This window comes from Thermodesulfovibrio sp. 3907-1M (assembly GCF_040450955.1).
GTDB classification, from domain to species: Bacteria; Nitrospirota; Thermodesulfovibrionia; order Thermodesulfovibrionales; family Thermodesulfovibrionaceae; genus Thermodesulfovibrio; species Thermodesulfovibrio autotrophicus.
In genome coordinates, this window is sequence record NZ_CP144373.1 from 159,146 (window position 1) to 182,948 (window position 23,803).

Consider the following 23,803-nt stretch of genomic DNA (forward strand, 5'->3'; position numbering starts at 1 on the left):
AGCAAAAAAAGGAGGGAAAAATGAGAATACTTATTAATCATACCAATCATCCATCTCAGAAATGGGATGAAAAACAAAAAGAATATTGGAGTGAGATAATAGACTTACCATTTCCAAGTATAGATCCAAAGGCAACAACAGAAGAAGTGGATACAATTGCTATGATTAATTTTTTAGAAATTGACAAAATAGCTAAAGAAATAACAGACAAAAATTCAAATGCATCTATATTTATTATGTTACAAGGAGAATTTACATATTGTTATTTACTTTATCAGAAAATTAGAAATAAATTCCCAATAGCTATACCGACTACCGAAAGAAAAGTTATAGAAAAAGAAAATGGTGAAAAAATTAGCATTTTCGAGTTTGTAAGGTGGCGTTTTTTATAAATTTTATAAAGCTCAAAAAATTCAAAAGGGGCTGGAAAATCCAGTCCCCCTTTTTTATGGTTTTAACTTAATATTTTTTTATGAAAAAGTCTTTTTTTATTCCAAATTATAACCTTTACAATAACTATGTTGAAGAAAAGAATTTTTTTAAAATTTGTAGCTTAAAACTTTAAAGCAGAGGGCTGGCTACCAGCTCTCTGCTTAACAATAAAAACAAAAAAAAACAATAAACAATAAAGGAGGGGATACGATGAAAACACAAGTAACAAGAATTAGCAGCCTTTTTGCTGCTTTATTTGTATCAACTTTATTTGGAATTGGTCAGGGTTCAAACTCTTATACAGACGCTCACGCTGAGGTCAATTACAGACAGTTTGTTATCAACCTTATTAACTTAACCTTCTTAACCATTTATTTTCTATCATTTTTCCCTTTTTATTCTTTATGCTTCACCTGTTCGTTGAATATAAGAGGATAAACCCCCGCCTAACCCGAAAAAAGGGGATGGCGGGGGTGGAGGATTTTCACTCTTTGTTACCAATCCATTTTGCTGCGAATCTTTTTATATTCATCCCACAAAATTTGAAATTCTTTAATAACAGAAGATAAGATTTCCTGGGGATCACCACTCAATGGTTTCAAGGCTATCATTGGTCCTAGAATTATAGGTTCCCCATATTGCTGAACAATTTGACTAAGAAGTTTCATTTCCAATCCAATTGTTTCTTTGTCAATATAGAAAAATAAAAAATTGTCTCTCACAAAACCTTCAACCATAATAAAATCCCTCCTTTCTATCTAATTATATGCTTCACTTGCTTTCTATGAGTGTAAACAATCCATGCTGCCTGCACAAGGTCTTTTTTATCCCATTTTGTTTTGCGTGCAAGTTCCCATCCCGTTTTCTTATCTACTGTACTAAAACCATGCCTATCTTTCATCTGAGCAAAATCACATTTTTCTTTTAAGTAAAATATTGCCTTTCGTATAACTCTTACATTTTTCCAGAGATTTTCTTTCCAAAAGTTGAAAAAATTCGATAACTGTTTTGATATTTTTATCTCTGGTTCATTACTGAAAACCTGATATGCTTTCTTGTAATCCCATGTCATCCATACTTTTAAATCAGGGAAATACTTAAATCCTGCTTTTTTAGCTATCTCTTTACTTTCATAAGGAAGATTAAGCGTAAAACCTTTACTCAAAAAAAATTTCAATGATTGTTTTTCTTGTTTTAAATTTTCTTTGTTATTTTTCTTTGATTTTTTTCTCTTACTACCCATTGTTTTTGACATTTTTCATACAGGTACAACTGTTTCAATTAATTCAAGTGCAGTTCCTGATTTTCTTCTCTCTATTTCGTCAATTCTATCAAGGAAAGGTTCAGCTTTTATTGCCGTAAGTACCATCTGTTGCTTTTTTATTTGCATCTTTGATTTTATCTCAAACTTTCTTGAAACATACCCCTGTGCAATGAAATCAGGGATAAGATTTTTCTCTCTCATTTTATCAACTATTTTCTTTAACACACTCTCTTTTTCTGATTCATAAAGCATAGTAACGTCAAGTATTTTTTCGTTAAACATGTACTCCTTGCTTAATTCGTAAAGCAAATCAGGTTTAACATAGATAATTCCTTTATGAGTAAAAGCATCCCATTTCCCTTTTGCTGTCAAATTGATTTTGGGCAACAAAAGTTCAAGCAACTTATCCACATCTAACCAGTTATCAATGCTTTCTATCCTGTAGTTTTTGCTGAACTGTACAAGCTCCATCTGTCTTGCCTGTTTATCTGCATCCCTGAGCATTTGAGTTAATGGATCTCTGCTTTTAAAGTGATGGTCTCTTACTGCCATTATTGCCTGCTTCATCCAGAAAACATCTTTTCCTGTAAACTGTTCCGCAAGCCAGTTGCTACTCACTATTGCGTGGTCATAAGAGTTGTAAACTCCACTCAACCTGAGTTCAGGAATTTTTCCTATATCATGAGCAAGTGCTATTATCACTCCCTGAGGGACAAAGTTTTCAGGTTCTGAATAATTCTGCTTGATTAAATCAATCATAACTCTTGTAACTGTTAAAGTATGTTCTTTTAAACTTACTTGAGCAAGATTCTCTCTAACTGAAATCAAATCAACTGATTCGTTGTCCTTTACGTCTATCACGACACTTGGAGTATTGCCGTGTTTTTCAAGCATTTTTAAAACATTTATCAAAATATCATAAACGTTCTGCTGTTTAAAAATTTCCTCATAAGGCTTTATAACTTCATTGTAAAAAGAACCAATGGTATCAATCTGAGCAAATTCATTCACCATATGAAGTTTAGCAGTTGTAATTTCGTTTTCTTCAACCTTGACGTCATTTTCTGTATTTTCTGTTTGTTTTTCTGACGTAACGCTTGAAGTAGAACTATTGATAAGCAAATCTACAGTATAATTATCCGATTCATCTTTAAACTCTTTGTTATACTTAAGCCATAATGGAGAGAGAGATTCAAGAGGAACTGTCAATGCAGGACATTGTTGTTTGGCCGTAAAAGTTTTTTTTAATTTATCTACCAAAATGTCTTTTAGCAGGTATATGATTGTTACCAGAACTAAAAAAGCGATTATAAAATAAAAATAATGCATCTCCATTATTCCCACTCCCGTCTTAACCTGGCTAATTTCTTAGCATTGTATTTTGCCCTTAAAAAGGAACAATAAAGCACAACTGCAACTCCAACGTGCAATGCAACAGAAAATTTAATCGCTTTAGGGATAATTTCTCTAAATTCTAATAACCAATCAACAAATTTATAAACTAACAGTTTTGTTTCAGGGGAAATAAATCTACTTTTTACAAGTTTTATACACTCCTCTATGAAAAACTTTTCCATAAGTTGTCTTTCGTAAATCAACATAAACGTCATTGCTAAAATCAGAGTAACAGTTAGTTTCACAACTATATAAGAGAGCAAAAAATGAGTAACTATATTCTCTGTGGTTTTGCCAAGATAAGTTCTTGTGGTCAAAATAAACATGATAAGCATTGTTAAAGCAAGAGTTGGAGCTGCTGATAGCAAATAGGAAAAAATCTTATCCGTAATATTAGGGTTATAACTACCAAATACAGGGAGTATTTTATCAAAAACTGCAAAACTAAATGGTGCCGTAACAAACGTATAAAAAGTTGAAACAAAAGCCTCTTTACCTGCAAGACTCCAGAATGACATTCTTGGCTGGATAGGAACAACTCCCTCTGGCAGGCTGGTTCTGTATTCAACAGCAGAAAACTGTTGAATCTCACTTAACGCATGAAGCAAACCCTTTGCCCTTATATCGGAAGGTTGGGCTATTACTACAGAGCTATCTTTTCCCATTGCATTCTCCCCTTAAAATTATTAATACATGTTTTTAAAAATAAATCTTCCGATGTAGGCAAAGAAAAACGCAATAGAAAACAAAAATATAGCAGTTGATACCGCAAATCTTCTGCTTGCTATTCCATAAAGCCCTAATAAAAGAGAAATCCATGCTATAATACGGGGGAACAATTTATTTGACTCAATGTAAAGCCAGAATTCATGCGGGTTGGAGATGAGCTTGTAAAATAAAAATGCTGCTCCAATAATAACAGGTAAAAATATAATTTTAACCAGCAGATTCCATGTTTTCAAGGCTTTCACTTGACACAGCCCTCACATCTGGTAATTGAATTTTTATAAATGGTTCAGACATAAAAGGAACAATCCCTTTATAAAATTCTCCTTCGTATCTGAGATAATAATAACGTGGCTTAAGTTTTTTAACCCTCTCTGCAAGAACCACTCGTTCTTCCTCTTCCCTCAATGAAAAACTTGCTTTCGCATCACCAACACTTGGAATTACTTTCCAGATAATTCTATAAGGCGAACTTTCCTCTATATATTGAGCTGTGGCATTATCATTAACTCTCATGTAAACCCACGTTGAAATATTATCTATAATTGACCTTGCTTTTTGTTCTCCAATTGCATCTATCATCTGAGAAAAACTCTGCGTGAAGAAATGTATCCAGAGGTTAGCACCACCACCTTTGTTAAACAAAGACTCAATCCCCCAGTAAAGAATTGTGTCTCCCTCATCAAAATAAAGAGCAAGAGGGGGATTAAGTTTTTTCCCACTCAAAAGGATTCTACCAACCGCTGATTGTATTGATGAAACAAATATCCTTGCAATAGAATGTGCAGTAAATCGGGTTACCTGATCACCCGTGCAGACATAAAAAATAACAGGTTGATTGGTTTCAAGCTTTTTAATTATTTCATTTGTTTTTGCCTTTCCAATTATTCTTCCTGTAACCGATGAAGTTAATGATGTAAGTACCGTTCTTAAAGAACCTGCAACTTCGCTGAAATACTGCGTTCCTGACCTTAATGCCTCTTCGGCGTGTATTATGACCTCTTCGGCAAGGTCTCTCACTTCAGGGTTGGAATGGTTTTTATAAAATTTCACGTTTTCAACTATCTGCTGTAAGGCTTCGTAATCTGTTTTTTGTTTTATGTCAAAAAAGTTTATAGAGGCTTTCTTTTCACCTTTTGCAAGTGCCTGTAAAACGTAATAACTAACGATAACGGTCGTAATTTCTCTTGCAACGTCAAAAAAGAACTTTTCCTTTGTCTGTATGCCTGCTATAACGTGATAAATAAGCTCATCCATTATGTAGTAGTAATGCAATGGGTTAATTTTTAAAGAAAAATCAGGATGTATCGGCGATATAAAAATAAACTCCTCAAGTCTTCCTGCCTGAACACACGCTGAAATAATGTAACTTAAAAGTTCTTCATCCCCCTTTGGATCAAATATTCCAACGCTGAAACCAGAAAGAATATCCTGACATGCCATGTGAGATATAAGTTTTGACTTTCCAATACGGGTGGTTCCTATGCATCCAAAATGCTGGTTTCTTTTGCTGTGAGGAATAGAAATTTTTCTTATTTTAAAGTCTTCAAAATTGTCGCTGTTTAAACTTACTCCCTCTCCAAGATAAATTTCAGAGGTTTTTCTTATTTTGCCTTGCTTGTTAAGTTCAAGAATTTTATCAAGCATGTATTGATATTACTTCTTAATATTGCATTGAAACAAAAAAAAGGAGAAGCCCTTTAAAAAGCTTCCCCCTTTTAATTCACCTACATAGAAGATTTTCTTTTTTCTATCAACTCTGCTATTTTTTGTCCCGCTTCCTCACATGCTTTTTCCATTGCCGTCCTAAATAAAGGAGCATTACCACTTGCGGAAATCTCTTCAACTTTATCACCATTCTTAACTTCAAGTTTCATTTTTGCTATATAACCGGTATGACTGAAATTCTTTTTAAAAATTAATTCCTTAACACTTATATCCACTACTTTAGCATTAGGGTTAACATTGTTAATTTCACTATCATTTATAATTGCATAGCCCGGTAAAATTCCCTTTAAGCCCACAATCAAACATGTTGAAGCTTCTCCTTCAATTTTTATATCATCAAACGGTAACTTATAACCAAATTCATGTCTTAAATACTCTGAAAAATTATGTGTATGCACAACCACCACTTTGTCTGCAAATTGAAGATTGACTACCTTGCCTGTTTCCCACGTGCCAACCTGATGAGTTGCACGAATACCACAACCATAAAGCAAAAACACGCTAAAAAGAAATAATACAAATATCTTATTTATTCTCATTTTTTCTCCCCTTTTTTTGATGAAAATTTAAAAAAAGGGAGGGACTCCCCTCCCTTTACATTAGAACATTCCACCAATCTGGTTAGCAATGCGTTCTAATATTGCCCTTGCGGCTTCGTTTTTATCAATATTGGTTTGTTGCGCTGTACAAGCAATCTTAGTTCTATAAATCTGATAATTTGAACTAATTTCTTGCTTTGTCTGTATTGTTGTAGATGATCCCTGCTGTGCGTTCGTTACGATCTGTCCTACTACAGGTTTGTCCGTTTTTTCCTGTATCTGAACGTCAACCACGCCTGCATAGGTTTCAACCTTGAGTGCTTTGCCAAGTAATGCTCCTCCAACACCACCGACAAGGCCACCAATAAGTCCTAATGCTATGGACGTGTCTCTGCTCTGCCCTATCAGTGCTCCAGAGCCTGCACCAACCAGTGCTCCCTCTACTGCTCCTTCCCTGGTTCCAGTCTCTCTGTAATAATCCATATAAAGAACATTTGCCTGAATGATGTACCCTGCCTGAGATGGATCACTTACTACCTGATAACCTTTTGCCGTGAGCCTGCTTGCAATCAGGTTCTGTAGCATCCCCGTATCAACTTCCTGCATGTCTGATGTGTTGTTAACTGCCACATATACAGTTCTGTTTTTTGCTTTTACGACAGGGTCAAGAAAAATGGTATCTGACATTTTCAGTTTTACCTGCATGTCTGAATGCTCAATAGCGTTAATCATCTGTCCGCAACCTGTAAGAGAAACCATAAAAACAAACAGAACCAGAACTGATAAAACTTTGAATAGTGGTTTTTGCATACAAATACCTCCTTCTGGATTTTATTAAATTAAATTTTTTATTTTAATTATTCTGTTTTGCAATTTCAACTGTATCAACAGGTTCACCGTTCTTAATCGTTTCTTCAATTACCTTAAGAAGTTCTGTAATCTCGCTAACTTCCTTGACGATTTTCTTTCTCTCTTCCTCAGGTATTGCATCATATATCCTAACAACGATTTCCAGAGCAGAATTTATCATGTTTTTGGACGCATTAAGTTGCAGAATAATTGATTCGGGTCTTGATATGGATTTTAAGAAATCTTCCTGCTGTTTAATTTTATTTTGCAAGTTCTTAATCTCAATTTTCTTCAGGTACTCAATTTCGCTTCTGTACTTCATCGCAAAATCTTCTGCGATTTTTTCTTTTTCCTGTATCTTTCTCTTTTCCTCTTCAAAAGCCTCTTTTTCTTTTTTGAGTTGATCAATTATTTTTGTTGTTTCAATTAGATTTCTGTTCAACTCCGCAATATCACTTTTGTATGACTCAATGATTTCTTTCAGTCTTTCAATCTCTTCTTCGTAAGCAATTCTCTCCTGTTCAGATTCAGAAGCAAGTTGTTTTTTGATTTTTTGTTCAAGTTCTTTTTCTTTTTCTGCAAGTTTTTCCTGAACCATCCTCTGTAATTTCTCTATATCAACAGTCTTATTTTCCAGTTCTTTTATTTTTCTTTCCTTTTCATCTCTTTGAGAAATCAAGCTGTTTATTTCGTTTTCATATTTTTTCCTGTATATCTTTTCAACCGCATTCCAGAAAATCTCTGTTTCTTTTTCTGAAAGCCTGAAAATAACTTTAAGCTCATCTTCTTCTAAATCAATACTGTCTGACTGTAAATCAATTTTTTCTGCAATCTTTTCTTTAAGTGCATTCAGTTTTTCCTGAATTTTCGCTTTCTTTTGAAGTTTGTAGTATCTGATTCTTTCATCTGGAAGGTGTCTTCTGAGTAGATTCAAATCATACGCCAGAGCAATTGCTTTTATGTTATCACTTATAATTATGCAATTTGCCCTATCATATCCCAGTTCTTTTAAAACTTTATATCTCCCGTAACCATCTCTCAAATAGTATTCCCCATTTTCTTCTTCCACTACAAGGTTATAAACCATTCCTGCATCCTGAATGCTTTTTTTAAGAGCTTCCAGGTCTATATTTTCTTCAAATACCTGCCTGTCAACCTTAATTTCATCAAGTTTTAATTCCATGATTTTCATTTTTTACTCCTCCTTTTTTTTCTTGATTTTCTTTATCGTAAATAAAATTTTCATATTCCAGTATATCGGCAAAACACATTAAAAAAAAGAAAATAAAGAAAAAGTTTCTCTTTATATATTTGCCATCTATTTTAAATGTCTTTACCATTTTCATTGTTTTTTCTATTTCTTTTATTTTTTCTTCCAGCTCAATTGTTTTCATTATTTGCTCTTTATTAAATCTCAAAGTCATCTTATTAGTATCTTTACAATTTCTTTCAATTATAGATTCCAATGTCTTTAATGCTACGTCTATTACATTACATTTTTTTATATGTCCAATTAGAGCAAGTTTCTTATAGAGAATTTCAGAAACGCAAAAAGAAAAATTCCGATTTCTTTTTTCTTTAATTTCTTCAATATTTTTAATATTAGTATCATTATCAGTGATTATATATCTTTTTTTACCTTTCTTTACCGTTTTAAGAGCTCCAAGTTTTATCAGTGAATATACGTCAGCTCTGGTTTTGACCATACCATTATTTTTTATAAATTCATCAATAGTTAGCATCAAATTCCTCCTTTCTGTTGTTTTTTATGTTAATAAAATCATCATAATTTATGGGTTCATATTTTCTTTCTTCCTCACCTCCATTTAAGCAAGATAACTCTGAAAAACTATAAACTTTCTGCACCGATCTTGCATTTCCATTGTACTTTTTGCGATTTTTATGATACTCTTCAGCAGTTATCATTGTTTTTTCTCCGTTTTCGTTCTCAACAACAAACTCAACGTCTCCCATATCAGCAAGCCTGTAAAGTCTCTTCTGGAGATACCAGTAAGCAAACGTCTCAAATTTCATGGTGGGATTATTTTGAAGTAATTGAAAAATCTCAAAATCTTCCTGTTCGTCAAATTCTACTGAAAATTTTCTGAACTTATTATATTTTATTACTCCCGTATGAATCGCAATATATGCCTCTTCCCAGTAATCCTCCTCTTCACACACCCTGTTGTATCTCTTTATCTGGTTTATTATTTTGTTTATTATGAACTTCATCTCTTTAAAATACTTCAGGGCAATTTCTCCTGCCTCTTCCAGCAATTCCTCTATTCTTCCATCACTTTTGTTAATTTCAATAATCATCTGATCCATCCTTTACCTCCTTTTTAAAACTTTTTTGTTTTAATATGTTTAAAGAGATATTAACATAATATTTATATTTATGTCAATAATTTTTTACAACAAAATTTTTATATTTACAATTAAGCAAAAAAAAATTATAATTAACCTATATGAAAAATTTGCTGGAATTTAAAAATCTGGTTAAAGAGTTAAGACTTAAGAAGGGTTTAACCCAGAGACAGCTTGCAAAGCTTGTTGGCGTCTCTGATATGTATATCTACGCCATTGAACATCCCGAAAAACCTCAAATACCAAGCGATGATATAATCAGAAAACTTGCAAGGGCTCTCGCTTCAAATGCTGAAGAGGAAAGTGAAATACTGAAAAAACTTCTCACTTACAGGACACTGATAAAAATTCCACCGGAAGCGAGGGATTTACTTCTTCAGATGGACAAAGTTGAAAAATACATCTCAGATGAAAGTATGCCTGCTGCTTTTGTGGAAAGATTAAAAAAAGATATTCAAAACGTCAAACTAAACGATATAATCAAAAAAACAGGAATTGAAGAAAAATCTCTTAATGCTATACTGAATTACAGGGGAATTCTCTCAAGAAAGGAAGTTATATCTCTGGCTCAGGCTCTCGGGCAATCTGTTTACGAATACCTGCTACTTGCCAATTACATCCCTGATAACATAAAAAAACTACTTGAAAATAATAAGATTGAATTACTGCTCAGAAATCTGGAAGACCTTTCGGATGAAAATCTTGATGAACTCATGGATGGTATAATAAACATAATTCAGGCTTACAAAAAGAAAACTTCCGAACATGACAGAAGAAAGCATAAGAGCTCTGGCAAGAAAATTTCTGAAGAAGAATGATCTTAACTCTTTCCCCGTGGATGTAAAGAAAGCAGCAGAAATTGTAGGTGCCATGGTCATTTTCCAGAAACTTCCAAAAATTTCAGGGGTTTTACTGAGGGGAGATCATAAGGATTTTCCATATATAATTGGTGTTAATGTTGAAAAATCATTTTACCATAGAAGATTCACAATAGCCCATGAAATCGGGCATATACTTTTAAATCATTTCAAAAAATTCAAAATTCTATACGATAGTGATGATTTTATTCTGAACAGCTCTCAACTTGAAAGAGAAGCCAATATTTTTGCCTCAGAGCTGCTTGTACCTAAAGATAAATTGAAATCGGTATTGAAATTAAACCCATCAATGAAAGGTCTTTGCAATTTTTTTCAAGTGTCTGAACAGGTAATGCAGTACAGACTGAAAGAAATTTTGATTATTAATTCTTTTGTCAAATTTTCTCAATAATTTTTTCAATTTTCTCTTTTATGACAAAAAGAATTTTTCTTACTCTCTCATCATAATTTTCAGGCTCTATCTCACTTAAAATGTCTATTGCCTTTTCAAGCCTTTTTAAAGCTTCTTCAAGTTTATCAGAGGAATTTAAATTGACCTTTATTGCATTACCCCTGGAAACTCTCATAACAAAACTTTCAAAAGCCTCTTTTGCCTTCGGTGGCATTTTTTCAATAATTTCATCTTTTTTTTCTATGGTTTCTTCAACTTCACTTATTGCAGTCTCCCACTCCGTCATCTGTTTTTCCCAGTATGCCTCTGCCTCAAGCACTTTCTCAGGATCAGGTAAAGGAGTGCAATTTCTGACAAGAAATCTCCAGCTTATCTGTATTCCTCTTAACTGTAATTCCTTTTCAAGTTGCCATACTCTCTGTAAATTCCCCTTAAATGTTCTATAAACTCTTGCACATTCCCACAGAAAAACGGGAGTTACCTGATAACCTTTAACTTTCGTAAGGTCTTCTGCAAGTTTAACTACCGAACCATCTCCATATTGAGCATTGTCCTGAATTTGTGATACGAGCCCACCAAGTTCAAAGTTGGCTACGATTAAATCTTTCCTTGCCTTTTCAGAGCGACTTATCAGAGATAATGCTTTCTGAAAAATTTCCTGATATGTTATTTCTGAAACCTGTTCTACATTCATAACTCCCCTTTTTTAACTTTTTCTATTTGTTTTCTTATGTGATCGCCATCAATTATTCTGTCCCATTGAATTTCCTCTTCATTATAGTTTTCACGACTGTTACTGTGAATAGTACTCTGATGATGATTTGGAAAATTATCTATCCTGTATTTGTGAAAATTTCTACTACCTGAATAAAAATTGTGCTTAAATTTTGAATTAAACTTTTGCATATCTTTTTATTACCCTTAAAAAACTATGTCATGACATAGTTTTTTTTCTAAACTGAGATAGTTTTTTAACTTTTGCAAAGTATTGACATCTTCACATATTACGTAGGTTCTTACTTTTGAACGGGTTAAAGCAACTTTTATTAAATCATCAGTCAAAAATTCTCCATTTACACCATAAGGGATATAACAGATTACATAATCATACTCAGAACCTGTTGCTTTATGGATGGTTATCGCATAAGAAAGGTCAATTTCTTCAGGTAAACAGTTAACGAGTTTATCGCCAAATTTAACGACGTAATATCCGTCATCCCTGCCAGCAACAGTACCAACCTGCCCATTGCTGACTATAAACTCTCCATCAACTCTGAGATTTTTTAAAAACATTACCCTGTCTCCAACCTTAAAAATACTATCATCACCATTCCCTCTGAATTTATGTTGAAGTCTTAAGTTGATGTCATAAGCTGTCCTTTTAAGTGGTGTAATTATTTGCCAGTTGTAATTTTTTCTTTCCATGTAAGAAGACAAACTCACTATTTTCTGGATAGCACTGTACTTATTCAATTTCATAAGCACTCTTTCATTTCTCTGCGTTCTGTAAACCACATTAAGCTTTTTAACAGAGCCTTCAGGCATTGCATTAATTAACTCCTGAAAAACTGCTGAACCCTGTACAGGGGAAGTCTGTTCAGGATCACCAACAAAAATTATATGCCCGTCAATCTTTGTTAATGCATGATAAAGAATCTGCCATGTAAGCATGCTTGCTTCATCTATAACCACAACGTCTGCGTTAATTCTGTCTTTCCTGAATCCTTTAGGCCCAAATCCAAGCAAATCATGTATCGTGGTAGCTGACTCATCTATTCTTTTCGCTGCCTTTCCTGTTGTGGCTGTAAAAATTACTTTTAATTTGCTGTCTTTTAATTGTCTTACAAGTGTTGTTTTTCCCGTTCCTGCTGTTCCCGTTAAAACGCTGTATTTCCATGAAAGAATTCCACTCAATTGCTCGGGTAAACCTGATAAAGAGAGAGAAGGAGAGTTTTTCTTTGATACAATTTCAAGACACTTCTGTTTAAGATAATAAACACGATTTAAAAACACTTTATCGTCAACAAGAACCATCTTCCTCCCTGATGATATGATTTTTATGAATTCATCTAAAGAAATTTTTTCTCTCAACCTTTTATTTACAGCACTGTAAAGTTCCTCAACTTTTATGTTTTCTTTACCATTTTTATAGGCATGTTCAAGCAAAAAGAAAGCAAGAGGATATATTTTCTGTTTTTCATCAATCATTAAAGCCTGTGCTATAACGTCTGTTGAAGGATAATCAAGATGTCCGTTAAGATAAAATTCGTAGGGATACTTACAATAATGCAAGATTTTTTCCGATTTCCACTTTGCGATTTTCTTCATCAGAGTAAGTTTTCCAATTACAAATAAATAAACCAGAAAATTCAGAATGATCTGAATTTTCAACAGCGATTTGTTTTTAAAATTTATTTTCTCTAAATATTGCACTAATTTTGGTATTACTTTTTGAATATCAAAATATTCAGGGATAGAATATTCTCTAGCATAAATAAAAGGTTTACATCCTTTTCGTTGTTTTCTTTCTCCGCAAAAATTTCCTTTAGCCCCTAAAAGGGAATCACTTATCACATCAGGAATATAAACCCAGGTTCTGCTTTTAAGCTGAACCCATGTTCCTGATTTGGTTGTTATCTGGTTTATAATTATTCCAGTTATAGTTGGCATATAAATATATATTCCTCGGGCAGATTACATTGACTAAAATGGTCAATTTAATTTGAAAACAGATTACATTGACTAAAATGGTCAATTTAATTTGAAAACAGATTACATTGACTAAAATGGTCAATTTAATTTGAAAACAGATTACATTGACTAAAATGGTCAATTTAATTTGAAAACAGATTACATTGACTAAAATGGTCAATTTAATTTGAAAACAGATTACATTGACTAAAATGGTCAATTTAATTTGAAAACAGATTACATTGACTAAAATGGTCAATTTAATTTGAAAACAGATTACATTGACTAAAATGGTCAATTTAATTTGAAAACAGATTACATTGACTAAAATGGTCAATTTAATTTGAAATGTAAATGCTCCTCCCTTACGGATACGGGAAAGTACTTCCCGGCAGAGGGGTTAAAATTAGCTTAATTTGCCCTTGTTTGCCAAAATCCTTTTTTTAATTTTTGTAAATTATTGAAAAATAAAAACTTTTTTGCGATTAACCGGTGTAAGGAATATAATACATATTAATAGCTCATTATAAAGCGTACGATTATAGATCCAACTAAAGAGAGTATGTATTATTAGATTCTTATTGTTGGTTTGGTATTAGATATTGAATACTATATACAAAACCTACAATAAAGAAAAAAACTTTCAATAACTACTTCGTAGTTATTGAAACAGGAAACGCAAAAAAACTTTGCAAAAATTACAAAGCCTGTTTTTCTTTCCTCAAAAGAAAACCATGACCTGTTTAAGTGAATTCCAGGGCATTATGGATCACGTTAATCACATGCTTTCTTATTGAGAAAAACCAGAAGTAATAAATATACATGCTGGTAAATATTGAAAAAGCAGCTTACATGTTAAGTTTAAAACCAGAACAGTTAAAGAGAGCCTTAAAAAAAGAAAAAATTCCTCATATAAGGCTCACGGGAAGAAACTACCTTTTCAATGTGGAGGATTTAAAAAAATGGGTAGAGAAGAGAAAAAATTAGAAAAAATCCTCATTACAACCAAAGAAGCAATGGAACTGCTTGGCATAAAAAGCAGAACTCTTCTTAACTGGTACATGGAAAAACACAACCTTCCATACATAAAGATAGGGCATTTTTTGAGATTTCCACTTGAAGAACTAAAAAAATGGAAGGAGAAAAAATTTGAAAAAATTGCTGCTTAACGAAACGGAAGTTTGCAGAATTCTCAATATTAAACCAAACGTTTTGGTTTATGCCGAGAGAGCAGGGATTGTTCTGCAAAAGGTTAAAATTGGCAGATACTATCTCTATGACGTTGAAGACATCATCAATTGGATAAAAAATTCCCTGAAATTTGACGCCACAATCCCGGAGGAACTTTCAACATTTGAAGATGATGAAGCCATAGAAGGTATAGACGCTCTTGCTTTAGCACTTTCCTTGCCTTACAGATACACGTTCTATAAGGTCAAAAACAAAGTTATCCCTGCTGAAAAAGTGAATGGTAAATACAGATTCAAAGTAAAAGACATAAAAGCATGGATTCATTCCTTAAAAAAAAGGAGGGGCAATGAAGTGGATAAATCATAAAATTTCGACTTTTGCAATTACCATGCTTTTAACAGGGAATTTTGCAGGTAGCGTTATTGCGGCAGCTGGCAGCATAATCCCTGATGCAGTTGAAGGACACGATTACGAAAGTGAAAGGTGGAGAAAAAATCATAGAAGACTCAGTCATTGGCTTGCTGGATACATCGGAGTGGCAATTTTTTTATGGAGCTATCTGAAATTCAAATTAAAAATTAATGCGTTGGTTTTCCCTGTCGGCAAATATATATCCCTTTTTTCTGTGTTTAATTCAGAAACATTGATTTATCTCCTTTTTTATGGAGGATTTTTTCTCTCTATTGGGTGCATTTTGCATGTGCTTGAGGATGCTCTAAGTTCAACCGTTCCTGTACTGCATCCAACAAAAAGAGTTTTCACTCTAGGCTTAATGAGAACAGGCTCACCAGCAGAATATCTGCTTAGTTTTTCCCTCCTGGCTGGTATGCTATTTTTTTTGAAATAAAAAAATTTTTTCTCTCGTTGGAAGCTCCCGAACAAAAACTATGTCGTGACATAGTTTTTAAAAACAAAAAAAGGCGGGATAACCCCGCCTTAATTCCATACATGACAAATGAAAATAATCTCGTTGTTTTCTTTTGTTCTGTAAATAATTTTAAACCTTTTTTCTTTGATTCTAAAGGTGTCTCCAATCATGAACACTTCTTCAATTGCTTCTTTTTTTAATCCTGTCACCTTTGACAGGAAATCTGAATTGATTTTCTCCACTACTTGATATTTCATCATTTTTCTCCTCCCTAAAGGTTTTCTGAATCCCTACAATGTAGGGCAACTTAAAATTTCTGAAAAAAAGGGGAAAAAAGATAAAAAAACTAAAAAAATAAAAAACTAAAAAAATAAAAGCCCTACATTGAGGGGGAAACAGAAAAAAGGGGGGAGAAGAAAATTCTTAAATTTTTTCGGAATCTACTTAATTTAAATCTATTTATATATTACTTTTTTTGCAAAAAAATTTTAAACCATTTTTTAGGTTTTGAGAGTAATAAAAAAATACATGCAATTTTTAATAAAAATTGGCTACCTTATTCCTTTTATCGTTGTAAGAAAAGACCCCGATAAAAACGCTTATCTTGTTCACATTTCAGGAACAGACCTTTTTGCACTTTTGCCAAAGACTCATGCAGCACAGGACTACAAAATCGGCGATTCAGGATGGGCGGCAGTTTTTCAGGTTAAAGGGGCAACAATTTTCCTTAGCCAGAAAAGCCCTCAATACATCAGAAAAATTCTTGAGTATTTTTTCAGGGATATTTTAACCAATTACGGATTACAGATAAAAAAGGTTGCTATTTTTCAAAATCTTTTCAAAATTCTAATAAAAACTGACAGGCAATACACTAACAAAGAGCTCAATGAAATTTTTCACGCTTACATAAAAAACTCTGATGAAATCAAAAAATATTTCCCTGAAGGCAAATTTGTTTTTGTTCGTTACAAACCGGACATTGAAGACCTTATAGCAAGCCTGCTTGTTTTTGAAGAAAAAATCAGCAGGGTTATTTACTTTCGCTCTCTTGGGCAGGCAACCGTATATACGGAAAATGGTTCTGTGGGGATTCTCGTAGGAGAAAAAGGGAAGAATCTTATCACGGCAAAAAAGATATTACAAAGCCTTGTAGGTAATATTGATATTGAAATTAAATCATCTCAAGGAGGTACTTAAAATGACAGAAACAACGGAGACCCAGACAAAAAGCAAAAAGGAAATTATCATTGAAAAGAAGAAGAGATTGGTTCAAAATCCAAGAAGCATCGTTATCAGGGTAAGCAACGCATCCATCCCTGCAAACATTGTTCGTTCAATATTTGACCTTGACAAGGTAGTGAACAACATCATGAAAAACACGGGATTTACTGTTTCTTTGCAGGATGCAAAAAAAGCAATTGAAGAAGTTAAAAAGCTGAGCAGTTCTCTCTGGGAAGAAATTAAAAAGGTCGTTCCATCCCTTTATGCTTACAATCACGAAAATTGGCAGGAGTTGAATGACAGAGACGAAGTGAAAGAAACTCTTGCAAGGGCAAGAAATGCAATGGTTTTTATCCCACGCTCAAACGAATGTGCCCAGATAGCAATTGGTTTCAAAGTACTTGGCAGGGTAAGACTTGAGTACTCCAATACAGGCAACCTTGAAGGGGTAAATAAAATTGCAAAAATAATAACTGATTACGCTGAAAAAATTAACTCTCTAAACTTAACTTTAAGTAAAAACATACAAAAATCAGGAGAAAATAATGGCAACAATGATAATTGAGATGAAAGATGACAAATTTTTAATATCAATTACCCCTTATCTGGAAAATACTTTCGTGATTGAGGAAATCAAAATATCAGAGGAAGCATTTAATGCTATTAATAAGAAGCAAAACAACAAAAGCCCTGTTAAAGAGTTTGTTGAACAATGGGGAAAAATTTTTAGAGAATAATCACCCCACAGGGCAAACAAGAAAAAACTCAAAAAAAGAGTCTGCTTTAGTGAGGGCTTGTATGGATTATCTTTCTCTCAATGGTTACATCGTTTTAAGAAATAATTCAGGATTTATTTTTCTTGAAAGTAAAAACGGGAAAAGAGCGATAAAAATGGGTAAGGCAGGAGCATCAGACATTATTGCTTGCAGTCCTGAGGGCAAATTTGTGGCAATTGAGTGCAAGGTTAACAGTAAGCTTACAGAAAAACAAAAACAGTTTCTTGATGATGTTGCATCAAGGGGCGGAATTGCTCTGGTGGTTAAAAGTCTTGATGATTTAATAACTTTTATTAAACAAACAAAAAATTAAAGAAAGGGGTGAAAAAATGTTTTATTACGCAGATCAAGACTATAATAATCCAAAATTAACCTATTTAAAACGCTTGTTTGCCGAATTGGTTCATCTTTACTATAAAGATTTGTGCAACTACATTAAAAATCCACAGAAAACCGAAAAGTTTTTAAAAAAGTACAATGACTCCCCTGAAGAAGTGATAAAGTTCTGGGAAAAAAATGCTTACGGGCTTCTCTGTTTTATTGTAGGTGCTGCAAAAGCTCAAAAAGTGATGCAAAAAGTGGAACCAGAAGTTAAAAAAGCAAAAAAAATTCTGAATGCAAGAAAACAAACATCAAGTCGTCATTTCTGTGAAAACAAATGCAGCAAGGAGACCATGCATGTTTGTTAAGAGTTTATTGGTCATTTGCGTGGTTTTTATGACTCTTTTTGCATTCGCACAAACTTCTTATGAAAATGAAAAAAAATTTACTTTTAATGCTGAAAGTTTAAATCAATGTTTTATTCAAGCGGGAGAATATTATCAGATACACCCACACTTACTCTGGGGAATTGCCAAAGTAGAAAGTAATTTTAATCCTTACGCTCTCAATAAAAATAAAAATGGCACTTACGATATTGGCTTGATGCAAATTAATTCGTCATGGATACCTGTTTTAAAGAATTATGGACTTAAAAATGTTAGCTGGCTCTGGGACCCTTGTTACAACATTTACGTAGGAGCATGGATATTAAGTCAATGCATACAGAAACTTGGCTACACCTGGGAGGCTGTTGGTTGTTACAATGCAACAAGCAGTTACAAAAGAGTCAAGTATAGCAAAAAAATCTATGAAGTTATAAAGCCTTATACTTACACCAGAGCAGAATAGTCAAGCAGTAATAATAAAAAGTAAAAACTAAAAAAAAAGGAGGATAACGTGAAAAAAACAACAATGTTAGTATCAATGGTGGCTTTTCTTCTTTTTGTTGCTGTAACAGGAATTCTCTATGCTGAAAGCACGAACTCCTTAGATGAAATCGCTAAAAGATTAAAATCAACTTTCCCGAATTTTGATGTAGAGTCCGTTCAAGAAACGCCAGTTAAAGGGATATACGAAGTTGTTGGAACAGGGGGGCAAATCATTTATTATCATCCTGACGGGTACGTCTTTTTTGGTGAACTGTGGACAACTACAGGCAAATCTATTACCGGTGAACGCAGACAGGAATTAATGGCTAAAAAGATTGAATCTCTACCTCTTGATAAAGCTGTTAAAGTAGGCACAGGAAAGAATAAAGTTATCACTTTTACTGACCCTGAATGTCCTTTCTGTCAGAAAGTATATCAATTTATGAGCAAAAGAAAGGACGTAACGGAATACCTGTTCTTCCTGCCATTTCATAACGGTTCTCAGGAGAAAATAAGCTACCTGCTGTGCAGTAAAAACAAAGAGAAGGCTTATCACGAAATAATGTCTACACCGGGGAAAAATTTTAAGGTAAGCCCTGAATGTCTGGAATCAGCAAAAAGCACCATAAACTTTTATACTGAAACTGCAAACAAGCTTGGAGTGAGAGGAACTCCTTTTCTGGTCGTGAATGGTCAACCAGTATACGGGGCCAATATTCCTTTAATTGAATCTTTACTTAACAAAAGCAATACTGACGCAAAGGAGAAAAAATGAGACTAAAACAAATACTTGTAACGGTTTTAATTTCTCTCGTAGTTTCGTCAGGAGTGGTGTTCGTTTACGATCAGTTTTTCAGCCAGAAGATAGTTACATTTGACCTTAAGGGGTATGTAGCAACGCTTAGAGACCTTTACGTTACAGGACAGATTGATGATAAAGAACTGCAACGCAGGATTGACGTCGTAGAAGCAATAGTTAATTCAACTCCAAAAAGAAATGTAATTATAACTTCAGATGTAATTTTGGGAGGTGATCGTGTTAAAAACCTTACACCAAAAATTGAAACAAGAACAAAAACTTCTGATGGGAAAAATTAATTTGTTTAAAGAAAACAAAGGAAGGGCTCTATTTGTTATTGTGATTTTAGTTGTTTCTGCATTGTTTGGGTGGGGCATTGCCAATTCGTTGGTTATATCAACAGGAGAAAGTCTTAATAAAACTTTGTTCATTAAAAGTTTTTCAAAAGAGATAAGAGAAGGCGATTATGTTATTATAATGTCCGATCCTGATGACCCTATTGCAAAAGGTCGTTATCTTACTAAAAAAGTTTTTTGTGCTCCTGGTAGTGTTCTAAAAATAAAAGGCGATGATTACTACTGTAATGACTCTTTTATAGGGGCTGCAAAGCATAAAACAAAAACAGGAGAACCTGTAACTCCATTTAATCCCTGTATGTTCCCTTCTCAAGATAAATTAAATCTCGCTGCAAAAAAAGTTGATAATGAAGGGAACTCTTATTGTGAAATCAGAATACCAGATGGTTATTACTTTGTTGCAGGAACTCACAAGGACAGTTATGACTCCAGATACTTTGGGTTAGTACCTTTTAGCAAAATACTTTGCAAAACAATTCCAATAATATGACGAGAAAAATAGTAAGCATAATAATTTTTTTGGCTGTTATTCTGGTTACATATTCTGGATACGCTCAAACTGAACCTAAAAAAGCAGAAGATAACCAGAAAAACACTCCTTTTTACTATTCTCCGACAAAGGAAGGCTGGTGGTGGTATAAGAATTATGTAAAACCTGCTCCTAAAAAAGAGGAAAAAGAAAACAAGGAAGTAGCAACACAGGATAAAGACTCTAAAGAGCAACAATGGAAACCAAAACTTCTTAAAGAGTACTCTTATGAGGAACTTCTCTACATGCATCCTGATGAGTTTAAAAAAATTTACGATTATTACCTTAAGCTTGCTGTTCAGAGACCAACAGAGGAAAATGTTTATGAATTTTACAATTTACAGGATGTAGCAAGAAAAAAGGCATTGTTATTTACTCACTATTCAGGGTATGTATGGCAAAAATATCCTGAACTCAGCACGGAAAGAGATATACCAATTGTGGGTCCGGGACTATTTGAAAAAGCTGAGCTAACTCAAAGTGAACTAAGACAGTTTGCAAGAAAAAACGCACAAGAGTATGGTTACATTGTGTTCGTACAACCTCATTGCCCCTATTGTGAAAGCCAATTAAAGATTTTAAAATACGCGGAAGCTGATGGTATTCCTATAAAAGTGGTTGATATAACCAAAAATCCATCTGCTCAAAGAACTTTCGCTATTGAAGTTACTCCAACGATAATACTTGTAAGCAAAAAAACAGGGCAATATATGCCTATAAGTGCGGGGGTAATATCTCTTGATGAGATATATATAAGAACGGCAAGAGCTATAAGAATGCTGGAGGGGGAAGTGCCAGAGAGATATGGAATTTATGAGTTTCAAAAAGGAACAAGCCTTGATCCAACAGAACCTTCTCCTTTATGGAAAAAAAATAATAAAGATAAAGAGGTGAAGTAAGATGTTATTAAAACTTTTAGGCTTAGAAAAAGAAGAACCTGAATTAACCTCTTTGGAAAGAGCAGAATTATATAACAATTTAAGAAGGGACAAATTAAGTAAATACCTATCTCCTGTTGCTTTTGATGAAACAAGAAAGATTTTCTACAATCAGGATGACACTTATGGAATAATGTTTGAATGTTGCCCTGTTCTTGCACTTGGTTATCAAGCTTTGAAAGTTCTTGAAGGACTATTCCGTATCGGCTATCCTGTTGGTAGTGTTCTCCAGTTTATATTATATGCTGACCCAGATGTTTCAGTATATCTTGACCATTACGAAAAATCAAAAGTGTATGCCCCTGATTATATCAAAAAAAGCTATCAGTCTTTAAGAAAACACTATGAAAGCAAGAAATATGGTAATCCTCCTGTAAGAAATTATCGTTTATTTTTTACTATAAAAATGCCAGCAAAAAATGTAAGTGAAACTCAGTTAAAAGAAATTATAACTTCCACAAAAGAAACTTTACATGCAGCAAACTTATTACCTGAGCATGTAGGGGTTGAGACATATATTTCTTTTTTAAGAAAAGTGTTAAATTTGAGAAATTTTGAAAATCCTGAATTATGGTATCCATACAGCCCGATTAATAAGCAAGTTATTCTCTCTGAAACTGAAATCAATGTAAGAGAAAATACGATAGAGATTACAGGGAGTATGCCAGATGGGAAAAAAGCAAAAAGATTTTTCAGATGTGTAACAGTAAAGAACTTACCTGCAGAAATAGATGCATTCTGGGCTAACAGGGTTACAGGTAGTTATGATGGGGTATCAGGAGATATTCTGCAAATAAATACACCCTTCTGGTTTACCCTGAACATACTGGTTGAAGATATGAAGACTAAACTGCATGGTAAAGCCAATCTTGTATTCGGGCAACAGGCAGTTGGTTCTCTCATACCTTCTCTTATGAGAAAAAAGGAAGAATTTTTCTGGGCGATTGACAGAATAGACAAGGGAGAAAAATTTTTCAGAATTATTCCTATAGTTTGGGTTTATTCGGAAGATGAGGAACAGACAAGAACAGCAACGTATAAAGTGATAAGGCTTTGGGAATCAACAGGTGCAGTAATGCAGGAAGACAAAACTATACTTACTCCGCTGTTTATTTACAGTTTACCTTTTGGATTCATAATTGACCATAAAACAATAACTTTACTAGATAGAGATTTTATAGTGCCAAATGAGACATTGGTTGCATTATGCCCTTTACAGACAGATTATTGTGGGACTGGAGAACCTGTACTGATGTTTTTGGGCAGAAAAGGACAAATTATAGGGATAAATTTATTTAGTAAAGGTGCGTCAAACTATAACTTTTACATTGCAGCACCTTCAGGTAAAGGAAAATCTTTTTTAACAAACTTTATTGTTACAAATTACTATGGAGCGGGAGCAAAAATAAGAATTGTAGATATTGGTGGTAGCTATAAAAAATTGGTAAAAATGTTTAATGGCAAGTACCTTGAATTTTCTCCTGAAAGTGATATATGCATAAATCCATTCTCTAACATAAAAGACCCTGTAAACGATATTCCAGTTATTGCGAATATCATTTTACAAATGTCTATTTCCTCAACGGGAGTATTACCACAAGGAGTGAACCATGAAAGTGTTGTTAACCTTATAGGCGCAGCGGTTAGATGGGCAATAAACAGATTTGATGAAGATGCCTGTATAGACTACGTTCAACAGTATTTAGCAAGATTTCCTGAATACTATGATGAAAAAGAAATTCTATGTGAAGGCAAAGAAGCCTGCGTTGAAGATTTCAGATTAATAGCTACTCATCTTGCATTTAATTTAAGCAAGTTCACTTCCAGTGGTGTATATGGAAGGTGGTTTAATGGGAAATCTAATTTCAACATAGAACATGATGATTTTGTAGTGCTTGAACTTGAGCATTTAAAAGCATTGGAAGACCTTTTTAAGGTCGTGGTGTTACAGGTTATAAACATGACAACGATGGATTTGTATTTAAGTGATAGACAAAACCCTCGTATGGTTATTTTTGATGAGGCATGGCAGTTTTTACAGGATACAGAAGTTTTTAAAAAGGTTATTGAAGAAGGTTATCGTAGAGCAAGAAAGTATGGAGGTAGTTTCGGGATAATCACTCAAAGCATACTTGATTTAAAACATTTTGGTAGAGTTGGAGATGTTATCAACTCATCAAGTGAATTCAGATTTTTCCTTGAAAGTAGCGATTTTGAAAGAGCAAAGGATTTAAAATTAATCACTTTTGATGATTTTACTATGAATTTACTTAAATCGGTAAAGTACAATGCTCCAAAATATTCGGAAATTTTCATACATAGTGATACTTTTGGAATTGGTATAGTACGGTTAGAAGTTGACCCTTATTCTTACTACGTTTACACGTCCAACCCTAAAGAAATTGCAGAAATTGAGCAGATGGTTTCTCAGGGGATGAGTTACGAACAGGCAATAGAGGAGATGATAAGGAAGTATAGGAATGGTTAAAACTGTAACTTCCATATTAATAGCTTTAATATTTTTTTTTGAAACTCTGGTTTTTGATTTTCTGTATCTTTCGCACTTACCTTTACCAAAACAGTTGTTTAAAATGCAGATTGTCTATGCAGATACCACAACGCCTATTTGTACTCCTGCAGATGGGGGCTATCCTACATCGTTCAATGGCACTATC

At 33.6% G+C, this 23,803-nt stretch carries 34 protein-coding genes; 19 read left to right on the forward strand and 15 right to left on the reverse strand.

What is annotated here, in order from left to right:
* Nucleotides 1-20: 20 nt before the first annotated feature.
* Together V4D30_RS00805 and V4D30_RS00810 are read left to right on the forward strand one after the other, a co-directional pair.
* Nucleotides 21-392 (forward strand): hypothetical protein, encoded by a 372-nt coding sequence (locus V4D30_RS00805; protein ID WP_353684354.1) that lies wholly within the window; start codon nucleotides 21-23, stop codon nucleotides 390-392.
* A 250-nt stretch (nucleotides 393-642) separates the two neighbouring features.
* Nucleotides 643-870: a hypothetical protein gene (locus V4D30_RS00810; protein ID WP_353684355.1), complete on the forward strand. Its 228-nt coding sequence runs from the start codon at nucleotides 643-645 to the stop codon at nucleotides 868-870.
* 56 nt (nucleotides 871-926) lie between these two features.
* Here V4D30_RS00810 and V4D30_RS00815 read toward each other — a convergent pair whose 3' ends face one another.
* The 11 genes from V4D30_RS00815 to V4D30_RS00865 form a co-directional block, all read right to left on the reverse strand.
* Nucleotides 927-1,169 carry a hypothetical protein gene (locus tag V4D30_RS00815; protein ID WP_353684356.1) on the reverse strand — a complete coding sequence of 81 codons (243 nt, stop codon included), beginning with the start codon at nucleotides 1,167-1,169 and terminating at the stop codon, nucleotides 927-929.
* A gap of 17 nt (nucleotides 1,170-1,186) precedes the next feature.
* On the reverse strand, nucleotides 1,187-1,687 hold the full coding sequence (locus V4D30_RS00820; RefSeq protein ID WP_353684357.1) for a hypothetical protein: 501 nt from the start codon (nucleotides 1,685-1,687) through the stop codon (nucleotides 1,187-1,189).
* Between the two features lie 3 nt (nucleotides 1,688-1,690).
* On the reverse strand, nucleotides 1,691-3,025 hold the full coding sequence (locus tag V4D30_RS00825; protein WP_353684358.1) for a hypothetical protein: 1,335 nt from the start codon (nucleotides 3,023-3,025) through the stop codon (nucleotides 1,691-1,693).
* 5 nt (nucleotides 3,026-3,030) lie between these two features.
* Nucleotides 3,031-3,756, reverse strand: coding sequence for a hypothetical protein (locus tag V4D30_RS00830; RefSeq protein ID WP_353684359.1), 726 nt, complete (start codon nucleotides 3,754-3,756; stop codon nucleotides 3,031-3,033).
* A 21-nt stretch (nucleotides 3,757-3,777) separates the two neighbouring features.
* Nucleotides 3,778-4,062, reverse strand: coding sequence for a hypothetical protein (locus tag V4D30_RS00835; protein WP_353684360.1), 285 nt, complete (start codon nucleotides 4,060-4,062; stop codon nucleotides 3,778-3,780).
* A complete protein-coding gene (locus tag V4D30_RS00840) occupies nucleotides 4,028-5,464 on the reverse strand; it encodes a TraM recognition domain-containing protein (RefSeq protein WP_353684361.1) in 1,437 nt (478 codons plus the stop codon). The genes V4D30_RS00835 and V4D30_RS00840 overlap by 35 nt, the downstream gene beginning before the upstream one ends.
* Before the next feature lie 80 nt (nucleotides 5,465-5,544).
* A complete protein-coding gene (locus V4D30_RS00845) occupies nucleotides 5,545-6,084 on the reverse strand; it encodes a hypothetical protein (protein WP_353684362.1) in 540 nt (179 codons plus the stop codon).
* A 60-nt stretch (nucleotides 6,085-6,144) separates the two neighbouring features.
* Nucleotides 6,145-6,894 (reverse strand): complement resistance protein TraT, encoded by a 750-nt coding sequence (locus tag V4D30_RS00850; protein WP_353684363.1) that lies wholly within the window; start codon nucleotides 6,892-6,894, stop codon nucleotides 6,145-6,147.
* 43 nt (nucleotides 6,895-6,937) lie between these two features.
* The gene (locus V4D30_RS00855; RefSeq protein WP_353684364.1) at nucleotides 6,938-8,125 is read right to left on the reverse strand and encodes a ParB N-terminal domain-containing protein; all 1,188 of its coding nucleotides are present in this window, start codon (nucleotides 8,123-8,125) and stop codon (nucleotides 6,938-6,940) included.
* Complete coding sequence (locus V4D30_RS00860; protein WP_353684365.1) at nucleotides 8,100-8,675, reverse strand: hypothetical protein; 576 nt, start codon at nucleotides 8,673-8,675, stop codon at nucleotides 8,100-8,102. The genes V4D30_RS00855 and V4D30_RS00860 overlap by 26 nt, the downstream gene beginning before the upstream one ends.
* Nucleotides 8,662-9,261, reverse strand: coding sequence for a hypothetical protein (locus tag V4D30_RS00865; RefSeq protein ID WP_353684366.1), 600 nt, complete (start codon nucleotides 9,259-9,261; stop codon nucleotides 8,662-8,664). Before V4D30_RS00865 ends, V4D30_RS00860 begins: the two co-directional genes overlap by 14 nt.
* Nucleotides 9,262-9,401: 140 nt before the next feature.
* Between V4D30_RS00865 and V4D30_RS00870 the strand changes: the two genes are divergently transcribed.
* A complete protein-coding gene (locus tag V4D30_RS00870; RefSeq protein WP_353684367.1) occupies nucleotides 9,402-10,118 on the forward strand; it encodes a helix-turn-helix transcriptional regulator in 717 nt (238 codons plus the stop codon).
* Nucleotides 10,066-10,569: an ImmA/IrrE family metallo-endopeptidase gene (locus V4D30_RS00875; RefSeq protein ID WP_353684368.1), complete on the forward strand. Its 504-nt coding sequence runs from the start codon at nucleotides 10,066-10,068 to the stop codon at nucleotides 10,567-10,569. Before V4D30_RS00870 ends, V4D30_RS00875 begins: the two co-directional genes overlap by 53 nt.
* On the opposite strand, the gene V4D30_RS00880 is transcribed toward V4D30_RS00875, so the two are convergent.
* From V4D30_RS00880 to V4D30_RS00890, 3 genes are read right to left on the reverse strand one after another with little or no spacing between them, the layout of a single operon-like run.
* Nucleotides 10,553-11,263 carry a hypothetical protein gene (locus V4D30_RS00880; protein WP_353684369.1) on the reverse strand — a complete coding sequence of 237 codons (711 nt, stop codon included), beginning with the start codon at nucleotides 11,261-11,263 and terminating at the stop codon, nucleotides 10,553-10,555. The two genes, V4D30_RS00875 and V4D30_RS00880, sit on opposite strands and share 17 nt — an antisense overlap.
* Nucleotides 11,260-11,475: a hypothetical protein gene (locus V4D30_RS00885; RefSeq protein ID WP_353684370.1), complete on the reverse strand. Its 216-nt coding sequence runs from the start codon at nucleotides 11,473-11,475 to the stop codon at nucleotides 11,260-11,262. Before V4D30_RS00885 ends, V4D30_RS00880 begins: the two co-directional genes overlap by 4 nt.
* A gap of 15 nt (nucleotides 11,476-11,490) precedes the next feature.
* Nucleotides 11,491-13,239, reverse strand: coding sequence for an ATP-dependent RecD-like DNA helicase (locus V4D30_RS00890; RefSeq protein WP_353684371.1), 1,749 nt, complete (start codon nucleotides 13,237-13,239; stop codon nucleotides 11,491-11,493).
* An 843-nt stretch (nucleotides 13,240-14,082) separates the two neighbouring features.
* Between V4D30_RS00890 and V4D30_RS00895 the strand changes: the two genes are divergently transcribed.
* The 4 genes from V4D30_RS00895 to V4D30_RS00910 are packed head-to-tail and all read left to right on the forward strand — an operon-like array spanning nucleotide 14,083 to nucleotide 15,298.
* Nucleotides 14,083-14,247 carry a helix-turn-helix domain-containing protein gene (locus V4D30_RS00895; protein ID WP_353684372.1) on the forward strand — a complete coding sequence of 55 codons (165 nt, stop codon included), beginning with the start codon at nucleotides 14,083-14,085 and terminating at the stop codon, nucleotides 14,245-14,247.
* Nucleotides 14,223-14,429, forward strand: coding sequence for a helix-turn-helix domain-containing protein (locus V4D30_RS00900; RefSeq protein WP_353684373.1), 207 nt, complete (start codon nucleotides 14,223-14,225; stop codon nucleotides 14,427-14,429). Before V4D30_RS00895 ends, V4D30_RS00900 begins: the two co-directional genes overlap by 25 nt.
* Nucleotides 14,410-14,817, forward strand: coding sequence for a hypothetical protein (locus tag V4D30_RS00905; protein ID WP_353684374.1), 408 nt, complete (start codon nucleotides 14,410-14,412; stop codon nucleotides 14,815-14,817). Before V4D30_RS00900 ends, V4D30_RS00905 begins: the two co-directional genes overlap by 20 nt.
* Nucleotides 14,798-15,298, forward strand: coding sequence for a metal-dependent hydrolase (locus tag V4D30_RS00910; protein ID WP_353684375.1), 501 nt, complete (start codon nucleotides 14,798-14,800; stop codon nucleotides 15,296-15,298). The genes V4D30_RS00905 and V4D30_RS00910 overlap by 20 nt, the downstream gene beginning before the upstream one ends.
* An 89-nt stretch (nucleotides 15,299-15,387) precedes the next feature.
* On the opposite strand, the gene V4D30_RS00915 is transcribed toward V4D30_RS00910, so the two are convergent.
* Nucleotides 15,388-15,579: a hypothetical protein gene (locus tag V4D30_RS00915; RefSeq protein ID WP_353684376.1), complete on the reverse strand. Its 192-nt coding sequence runs from the start codon at nucleotides 15,577-15,579 to the stop codon at nucleotides 15,388-15,390.
* Between the two features lie 268 nt (nucleotides 15,580-15,847).
* Between V4D30_RS00915 and V4D30_RS00920 the strand changes: the two genes are divergently transcribed.
* From V4D30_RS00920 to V4D30_RS00970, 11 genes are all read left to right on the forward strand, one after another.
* Entirely contained in the window at nucleotides 15,848-16,516 is a 669-nt protein-coding gene (locus V4D30_RS00920) for a hypothetical protein (protein WP_353684377.1), read from the forward strand.
* A 1-nt stretch (nucleotide 16,517) separates the two neighbouring features.
* The gene (locus V4D30_RS00925) at nucleotides 16,518-17,105 is read left to right on the forward strand and encodes a hypothetical protein (RefSeq protein ID WP_353684378.1); all 588 of its coding nucleotides are present in this window, start codon (nucleotides 16,518-16,520) and stop codon (nucleotides 17,103-17,105) included.
* The gene (locus tag V4D30_RS00930) at nucleotides 17,086-17,277 is read left to right on the forward strand and encodes a hypothetical protein (protein ID WP_353684379.1); all 192 of its coding nucleotides are present in this window, start codon (nucleotides 17,086-17,088) and stop codon (nucleotides 17,275-17,277) included. Before V4D30_RS00925 ends, V4D30_RS00930 begins: the two co-directional genes overlap by 20 nt.
* Before the next feature lie 61 nt (nucleotides 17,278-17,338).
* Nucleotides 17,339-17,629 (forward strand): VRR-NUC domain-containing protein, encoded by a 291-nt coding sequence (locus V4D30_RS00935; protein ID WP_353684380.1) that lies wholly within the window; start codon nucleotides 17,339-17,341, stop codon nucleotides 17,627-17,629.
* Between the two features lie 16 nt (nucleotides 17,630-17,645).
* Complete coding sequence (locus V4D30_RS00940) at nucleotides 17,646-18,005, forward strand: hypothetical protein (RefSeq protein ID WP_353684381.1); 360 nt, start codon at nucleotides 17,646-17,648, stop codon at nucleotides 18,003-18,005.
* Nucleotides 17,995-18,486, forward strand: a complete 492-nt coding sequence (locus V4D30_RS00945) for a lytic transglycosylase domain-containing protein (RefSeq protein WP_353684382.1) — start codon at nucleotides 17,995-17,997, stop codon at nucleotides 18,484-18,486. The genes V4D30_RS00940 and V4D30_RS00945 overlap by 11 nt, the downstream gene beginning before the upstream one ends.
* 48 nt (nucleotides 18,487-18,534) lie before the next feature.
* A complete protein-coding gene (locus tag V4D30_RS00950; protein WP_353684383.1) occupies nucleotides 18,535-19,281 on the forward strand; it encodes a DsbC family protein in 747 nt (248 codons plus the stop codon).
* Nucleotides 19,278-19,604, forward strand: a complete 327-nt coding sequence (locus V4D30_RS00955; RefSeq protein WP_353684384.1) for a hypothetical protein — start codon at nucleotides 19,278-19,280, stop codon at nucleotides 19,602-19,604. The genes V4D30_RS00950 and V4D30_RS00955 overlap by 4 nt, the downstream gene beginning before the upstream one ends.
* On the forward strand, nucleotides 19,543-20,151 hold the full coding sequence (gene lepB / locus V4D30_RS00960; protein ID WP_353684385.1) for a signal peptidase I: 609 nt from the start codon (nucleotides 19,543-19,545) through the stop codon (nucleotides 20,149-20,151). Before V4D30_RS00955 ends, lepB begins: the two co-directional genes overlap by 62 nt.
* Nucleotides 20,148-21,089 (forward strand): conjugal transfer protein TraF, encoded by a 942-nt coding sequence (locus V4D30_RS00965; RefSeq protein ID WP_353684386.1) that lies wholly within the window; start codon nucleotides 20,148-20,150, stop codon nucleotides 21,087-21,089. Before lepB ends, V4D30_RS00965 begins: the two co-directional genes overlap by 4 nt.
* 1 nt (nucleotide 21,090) lies before the next feature.
* Entirely contained in the window at nucleotides 21,091-23,616 is a 2,526-nt protein-coding gene (locus V4D30_RS00970) for a TraC family protein (RefSeq protein ID WP_353684387.1), read from the forward strand.
* Nucleotides 23,617-23,803 lie beyond the last annotated feature (187 nt).